At 57.2% G+C, this 6,920-nt stretch carries 8 protein-coding genes; 7 read left to right on the top strand and 1 reads right to left on the bottom strand.

Going from position 1 to position 6,920, the window contains the following annotated elements:
- The 7 genes from HMPREF9538_RS29875 to HMPREF9538_RS14720 all read left to right on the top strand — a co-directional run.
- A partial coding sequence (locus tag HMPREF9538_RS29875; RefSeq protein WP_009485010.1) for a HesA/MoeB/ThiF family protein occupies positions 1–430 on the top strand: 430 nt, incomplete at its 5' end.
- Positions 414–614 (top strand): sulfur carrier protein ThiS, encoded by a 201-nt coding sequence (gene thiS, locus HMPREF9538_RS14690; RefSeq protein WP_002884183.1) that lies wholly within the window; start codon positions 414–416, stop codon positions 612–614. The genes HMPREF9538_RS29875 and thiS, both read left to right, overlap by 17 nt.
- Before the next feature lies 1 nt (position 615).
- Positions 616–1,386 carry a thiazole synthase gene (gene thiG / locus HMPREF9538_RS14695; RefSeq protein ID WP_004146302.1) on the top strand — a complete coding sequence of 257 codons (771 nt, stop codon included), beginning with the start codon at positions 616–618 and terminating at the stop codon, positions 1,384–1,386.
- A complete protein-coding gene (gene thiH, locus HMPREF9538_RS14700; protein ID WP_004177872.1) occupies positions 1,383–2,516 on the top strand; it encodes a 2-iminoacetate synthase ThiH in 1,134 nt (377 codons plus the stop codon). The genes thiG and thiH overlap by 4 nt, the downstream gene beginning before the upstream one ends.
- A gap of 316 nt (positions 2,517–2,832) precedes the next feature.
- Positions 2,833–4,365: a sensor domain-containing diguanylate cyclase gene (locus HMPREF9538_RS14710; RefSeq protein ID WP_004178221.1), complete on the top strand. Its 1,533-nt coding sequence runs from the start codon at positions 2,833–2,835 to the stop codon at positions 4,363–4,365.
- A gap of 172 nt (positions 4,366–4,537) precedes the next feature.
- Complete coding sequence (locus tag HMPREF9538_RS14715) at positions 4,538–4,843, top strand: PTS sugar transporter subunit IIB (RefSeq protein ID WP_002884150.1); 306 nt, start codon at positions 4,538–4,540, stop codon at positions 4,841–4,843.
- A gap of 3 nt (positions 4,844–4,846) precedes the next feature.
- Positions 4,847–5,164 (top strand): PTS lactose/cellobiose transporter subunit IIA, encoded by a 318-nt coding sequence (locus HMPREF9538_RS14720; RefSeq protein WP_002884149.1) that lies wholly within the window; start codon positions 4,847–4,849, stop codon positions 5,162–5,164.
- A gap of 42 nt (positions 5,165–5,206) precedes the next feature.
- On the opposite strand, the gene dcuB is transcribed toward HMPREF9538_RS14720, so the two are convergent.
- On the bottom strand, positions 5,207–6,547 hold the full coding sequence (dcuB, locus tag HMPREF9538_RS14725; RefSeq protein ID WP_004192681.1) for an anaerobic C4-dicarboxylate transporter DcuB: 1,341 nt from the start codon (positions 6,545–6,547) through the stop codon (positions 5,207–5,209).
- Positions 6,548–6,920: the final 373 nt, after the last annotated feature.

Raw genomic sequence — 6,920 nt, 5'->3', positions numbered from 1 at the left:
CGAGGCGCTACGCGCCGAAGTGGCGAAAGCGGACGTGGTGCTGGACTGTACCGATAATATGGTCACCCGCCAGGCGATCAATGCCGCCTGTGTGGCCCTCGATACCCCGTTAGTAACCGCCAGCGCCGTGGGCTTCGGCGGTCAGCTGATGGTGCTCACCCCGCCCTGGAGGCAGGGCTGCTATCGCTGCCTGTGGCCGGAAAGCGATGAACCGCAGCGCAACTGCCGCACCGCGGGGATCGTCGGCCCGGTGGTCGGCATGATGGGCACCCTGCAGGCGCTGGAGACGATTAAGCTGCTCAGCGGCATGGCGACGCCGCGCAACACCCTGCGGCTGTTCGACGCCCGCACCAGCAACTGGCGCGCCCTTGCGCTACAGCGCTCCCGGAGCTGCCCGGTGTGCGGAGGGCGGCATGCAGATCTGGTTTAACGACGAGCCGCTGGCGTGCGCCGACAATCTCAGCGTCAGCGCCCTGCTGACCCAGCTCGAACAGCAGCAGCCGGGCGTTGCGCTGGCGCTCAATCAACACATCCTGCCGCGCGACCGGTGGGAAGATCATCTCTTGCAGGAAGGCGATCGGGTCCTGCTTTTTCAGGTTATCGCTGGAGGCTGACATGTTACGTATTGCAGACAAAACGTTTGAATCCCATCTTTTCACCGGTACCGGCAAATTCGCCGCCCCGGAGGTGATGGTCGAGGCGATTCGCGCCTCGGGCAGCCAGCTGGTAACCCTGGCGATGAAGCGCGTCGATTTACGCCAGCGCAATGACGCCATCCTCGCCCCGCTGCTGGCGGCGGGAGTCAGCCTGCTGCCGAATACCTCGGGCGCCAAGACGGCGGAAGAGGCGGTGTTTGCCGCCCGTCTGGCGCGGGAAGCCCTGGGTACCCACTGGCTGAAGCTGGAGATCCACCCGGACGCCCGCTGGCTGCTGCCCGACCCGATTGAAACCCTGAAAGCGGCGGAGCTGCTGGTCCGCGAAGGGTTCGTGGTGCTGCCCTACTGCGGCGCCGATCCGGTGCTGTGTAAACGACTGGAAGAGGTGGGCTGCGCGGCGGTGATGCCGCTGGGTGCGCCGATCGGCTCCAATCAGGGGCTGGAAACCAAAGCCATGCTGGAGATTATTATCGAGCAGGCGACGGTCCCGGTGGTGGTCGACGCCGGGATCGGCGTCCCGAGCCATGCGGCGCAGGCGCTGGAGATGGGCGCGGACGCGGTGCTGGTCAATACCGCCATTGCCGTCGCCGACGACCCCGTGGCCATGGCCCGCGCCTTCCGTATGGCGATCGATGCCGGATTACTGGCGCGTCAGGCCGGACCGGGGGCACGCAGTACGCAGGCGCAGGCCACCAGCCCGCTCACCGGATTCCTGGAGGCGCTGGCATGAAAACCTTTAGCGATCGCTGGCGGCAGCTGGAGTGGGACGATATCCGCCTGCGCATCAACAGCAAAACCGCCGCCGACGTCGAACGGGCGCTGGCGGCCAAACAGCTCACCCGCGACGATATGATGGCCCTGCTCTCGCCTGCCGCGGCCAATTACCTTGAACCGCTGGCCCAGCGCGCGCAGCGCCTCACCCGGCAGCGCTTCGGCAATACCGTCAGCTTCTACGTGCCGCTGTATCTCTCCAACCTGTGCGCTAACGACTGCACCTACTGCGGCTTCTCGATGAGCAACCGCATTAAGCGCAAGACGCTTGATGCCGCCGAGATTGCCCGCGAGTGCGCCGCGATCCGCAACCTGGGCTTTGAGCATCTGCTGCTGGTGACCGGCGAACATCAGGGTAAGGTGGGAATGGATTATTTCCGTCAGCACCTACCGGCTATCCGCAGCCAGTTTGCCTCGCTGCATATGGAAGTGCAGCCGCTGGCGACTGAAGAGTATGCCGAGCTGAAAACCCTGGGGCTCGACGGGGTGATGGTCTATCAGGAGACCTATCATGAAAGCATGTACGCCCAACACCATCTGAAAGGAAAAAAGCAGGATTTCTTCTGGCGGCTGGATACGCCGGATCGCTTAGGCGCGGCGGGGATCGATAAGATCGGCCTTGGCGCGCTCATCGGCCTTTCCGACAGCTGGCGAGTGGACTGCTTTATAGTCGCTGAGCACCTGCTGTGGCTGCAGCAGCGCTACTGGCGCAGCCGCTATTCGGTCTCCTTCCCGCGCCTGCGTCCCTGCGCCGGCGGTATTGAACCGGCTTCGCTGATGGATGAGCGACAGCTGGTGCAAACTATCTGCGCCTTCCGCCTGCTGGCGCCAGAGGTTGAGCTGTCGCTATCCACTCGCGAATCACCCTGGTTCCGCGACCGGGTGATCCCGCTGGCGATCAATAACGTCAGCGCCTTCTCTAAAACCCAGCCCGGCGGCTACGCCGACGACCATCCGGAGCTCGAGCAATTTGCCCCGCACGACGATCGCCGCCCTGAAGAGGTCGCCAGCGCGCTGGCCGCCCGCGGCCTGCAGCCGGTATGGAAAGACTGGGATAGCTGGCTGGGACGCGCTTCGCAAACCTCATGATGTACAGTGTAAACGCCTTATAATTTTGCGCGCCTGCACGAGAGATGAAAAACGGAGGCTGGCCCGCCCGACGCCGTTTTTCTATTCTGCCCGGGTCAGCAGCGGACGCTGACCAGGGCGAACCTTTTCTTCCTCATTTTCGCCCTGCCTCTCCGCGCTGAGCAGAGGCCTGCACATTATCGCCGAATATAAATCACGATACATGAAGGCCTCAGAGTTATAATTGAGCAATAGTGAACTGATTCGATCGGCAGGCGTCCCAGACGCAACCTGCGTTCGGACCCATGGTTTATACATCCGGGACGATTAACGATTCATGGCTCTACACAACAGAAAGCTCTCTTTTACGACGCCGATCGTCGTGGGGTTTGCCGGTATTTTGCTCAGCTTTATGCTGATCGCTATTTTTGTGACTCTGGCGCAACAGAAAGATTTTCTCGAAGATTATCACGATATTAACCGCAATTTTACCCATAACCTGGCGATCAACTATACGGAAACCCTGCTGCGGGAAAATGATTTTATCCTCGGGCGCGCAGCCGCCTTCTTTGCCCGGAATGACGAACTGAATCGCGCAGTCAATGTGGAGCCGGAGAAAGGGTTAACCACGCTGATGCAGTTACAGAACATGATGCCAAGCGTCTCATCCATCTCGCTGGCGGATACCGAGGGCCACTATCTGCGCGCCCCGGAGGTGCTGGAAAACGAAGACAGCCGGGCTTTCGATCCCAGAACGCGGCCCTGGTTTATCAAACAGGCGGAAGCCAGCACCTTCAGCCACTACACCAGTCCGTATATGGATTATTTCACCCACCATCCGACGATTACCATTTTCAAACCCATCATTACCCCGGAAGGGAAACTCAAGGGCAGCCTGGCCTTTCATCTCGATCTCACCTCCATGGGGTTCGCGCTGCGCCAGATGGTGGCGCCCGTACAGGGGGAATTTTTTGTGGTGCAACGGGATGGCAAAGTGGTCCTGCACTCCGACCCGGGCGCGCTGTTTAAACCCTTCGTCAGGGACGAGCTGATGGATAAAATGACCAGCGGAGAGGGGCAGCTTTACGATCCCGGGAGCGACACCTGGTATTACTATTACTCCTTTACCAATCCCGACTGGTTTGTGATTTTCCGTGTCGATAACGCCACCCTGGTCAATCTGACACGTCATGAGACCAATTTAGTGATCGGCGGTTTCACTCTCGCAGCGATCATTATTATCCTGTTCGGTCTTTATCTGCGTCATGCTTCCCGTACCGTGCTGATGAATATCATCAATGCGATTAAAACCGGTGACGTCAAACGCGCCCCGCGCCTTGAGGCGATGCTGAGTAAAGCGATTGAAACCAATAAACAGCGCGAACTGTCCTACGTCCGCCAGGCGACCATCGACGCTCTCACCGGCTGCAAAAACCGCCGCGCCTTCGACAGCGATATTGCCGCCCTGATGAACGATCACCAGCCATTCGCCCTCGCGCTGGTCGATATCGATAACTTTAAATCGATCAACGACACCTGGGGCCATCTCAATGGCGATATCGTCCTGCGTAACGTCGCTCGCGAAGGGCTACAGGTCCTCCAGCCGCTGGAGATATCCCTCTATCGCTACGGCGGCGAAGAGTTCGCGGTGGTCTTTCCTGCCGAACATATCGATAACGCCCGCACGCTGCTGGAAACATGGCGGGTAAACGTCGAACGACGCACCTGGCGCGAAGATGGCCTGACGGTCACCTTCAGCGCCGGCCTCGGGGAATGGAATATGGAGCCACTGGATAAGCTGGTGGTGAGCGTCGATGAAGCGCTGTACAAAGCCAAACAGCAGGGTAAAAACCGTATCCTGCGCGCGTAAGACTTCAGCGCCGCCACCGCCCACTTCGGTGGGCTTTTTTATTTTTTCCGGAAAAAATGAAACCGGTTTCAATTATTCTGTGATGCCTTACACACAATCACGGTAAAGCGGTTGTCGCATCGCCAGGGCCGCGATAAAGATAAGATATCACGGAACACAAGGGCCACTGACTATGAAGAATATCGTTTTGTGCTGTGCCGCCGGTATGTCTACCAGCATGCTGGTTCAGCGTATGCAAGATGCCGCGCAGAAGAAGGGTGTTGAGGTCTCTATCAAGGCCGTACCGGTCGCTGAGTTTAAAGATAATCTGGCCGCCGCCGACATTATTTTGCTCGGCCCGCAGGTGAAATATGAGCAGGCGAAGCTGCAGGCGCTGGCCGACCCGTTCGGCAAGAAGGTCGCCGTGATCGATATGATGGACTACGGCATGATGAAAGGTGATGCCGTTCTGGATAAAGCCCTTAAGATGCTGGAGTAATCGATGGAAGATTTAGAAACGATCATCATGGAGCTGCTGGTTAACGCGGGTTCCGCACGTAGCGCGGCGCTGACGGCGCTACAGCTGGCGCGAAAAGGCGATTTTGTCGCCGCGGAGCAGGCCATGGCTGAATCCCATGAGTTCGTCAAACATGCGCATAAAATTCAGACCCAGCTTATCGGCATGGATGAAGGCAGCGGTAAATTGCCGGTCAACCTGATCACCGTGCATTCCCAGGACCATCTGATGAACGCTATGGTCATTCAGGATCTGGCGACCGACATGATTGAACTCTATCGTCGTCTGCCCCTCGCGCAATAATCTCACGGATTTAACGGGCGTCGCTGCCGGCGCCCGTCCTTCTTACAGAAAGCCGTACATCGCCGCGAATATCCAGCCAAACACGCAGGAGACGCCGACGCCGATGAGCCCGGGCAGGATAAAGCTGTGGTTAATCACAAAGCGGCCGATATGGGTGGTCCCTGAGCGATCAAACTGGATCGCCGCCAGATCGCTTGGGTAGGTCGGCAGAATATAGTAGCCATAGCAGGCCGGCGCAGAAGCCACGATATAGGCCGGGTCGACGCCGATGGCCAGGGCTACTGGCACAATCGCCGCCAGCGCTGCCGCCTGGGAGTTCACAAATTTCGAAACCAGTAGCAGCACGATGGCATAAGCCCACGGATACTCTTTTACCATTTCACCAAGCACGCCTTTAATCTCGGTCATGTGCGCGCCAAACATGGTCTCCGCCATCCACGCGATGCCGTACACCGCGACGATAGCGATCATTCCCGAACGAAAGACCTCATTTTTGGAAATCGATGCCGGGTTAGTTTTTGTAATGATGATGATCAGCGCTCCGGAGAGCAGCATAAACATCTGGATAACCAGCACCATCGACAGTGGTTTACCGTCAAAGGCCGGGCGCAGTTCAGAAAAAGCGCCAAGCAGCGCCACCACGGCGATAGAGGCCAGAAAAATCCACATTGCTATCCAGTTGCTGGTCGGCAGCTTTTTGTCCAGCAGCGTCGCCGTATCGCCATAGACGTAATGGCGGTTCTCCGGTAGCGCAATAAACGCCTGGAAGGCTTCGTCCTGATCCAGGTCTTTGCCGCGGAACCAGCTGAAGATACCGATGGCTAAAATACCCAGCAGCGTGGACGGAATGGTTATCGCCAGCAGATCGAGAAACTCCAGGTGTTTCCCGTTAAAGGTAAAATTTCCCAGCATCGCCACCAGCGATACCACCGCCACCGAGACCGGGCTGGCGATGATCCCCATCTGAGCGCCAATGGAGCTGGCGGCCATCGGACGCTCCGGACGAATGTTATTCTTAATCGCCACATCGTAGATAATCGGCAGGATGGTATACACCACGTGGCCGGTACCGCAGAGGATGGTCAGCGTGCAGGTGACGAAAGGCGCCACGATAGAAACATATTTCGGGTTACGCCGCAGCAGCTTCTCGGCAATCTGCAGCATCACGTCTAACCCGCCGGACGCCTGCAGAGTCGCCGAGGCGGCTACCACTGCAATGATCACCAGCATCACATCAACCGGCGGTTTGCCCGGCTGGAGATGAAAAACAAAGACGAGGATCACCAAACCGATGCCGCCCAGCAGCCCCAGCGCAATACCTCCTTTTCGGGCACCATAAAACAGACAAATTAATATAATAATGAGTTGTATCGCGAATTCCATGCAGCCCCCAAAGCCTGTCCACTCAGATCTAAAAATGATCCCTACCTGCCTGTCGGGATTATTTCTGCGCCTTACCGGGAGAAGCATGAGATGCGGCGATCCCTCTCCAGCGCCGTCGCGCCGAAGATACAGCAACAGAAGTAATCCCATGATTCATCAGGTATTTTGAATATATACCCTTTGAATTGATTATTTTTTGATATGAGTAGAAGTTTTACCCATACATAAAGAAAGGTTTTAGAAAAAGGCTTTTAATAGATATTTTGCATGAATTAATTGCTAAGAAAATGAAGATTTAATATGTCGTAAATGTAATTAAGGGCCGGGAAAGCGGCAGAAAATAGACAATAAAAAAAGCCGGTCAGGAAACCTG

Source organism: Klebsiella sp. MS 92-3, from assembly GCF_000195655.1.
Lineage (GTDB): Bacteria > Pseudomonadota > Gammaproteobacteria > Enterobacterales > Enterobacteriaceae > Klebsiella > Klebsiella pneumoniae.
Note: the sequence above shows the minus strand (reverse complement) of the source record. Positions and strands in the feature narration are given on the sequence as shown.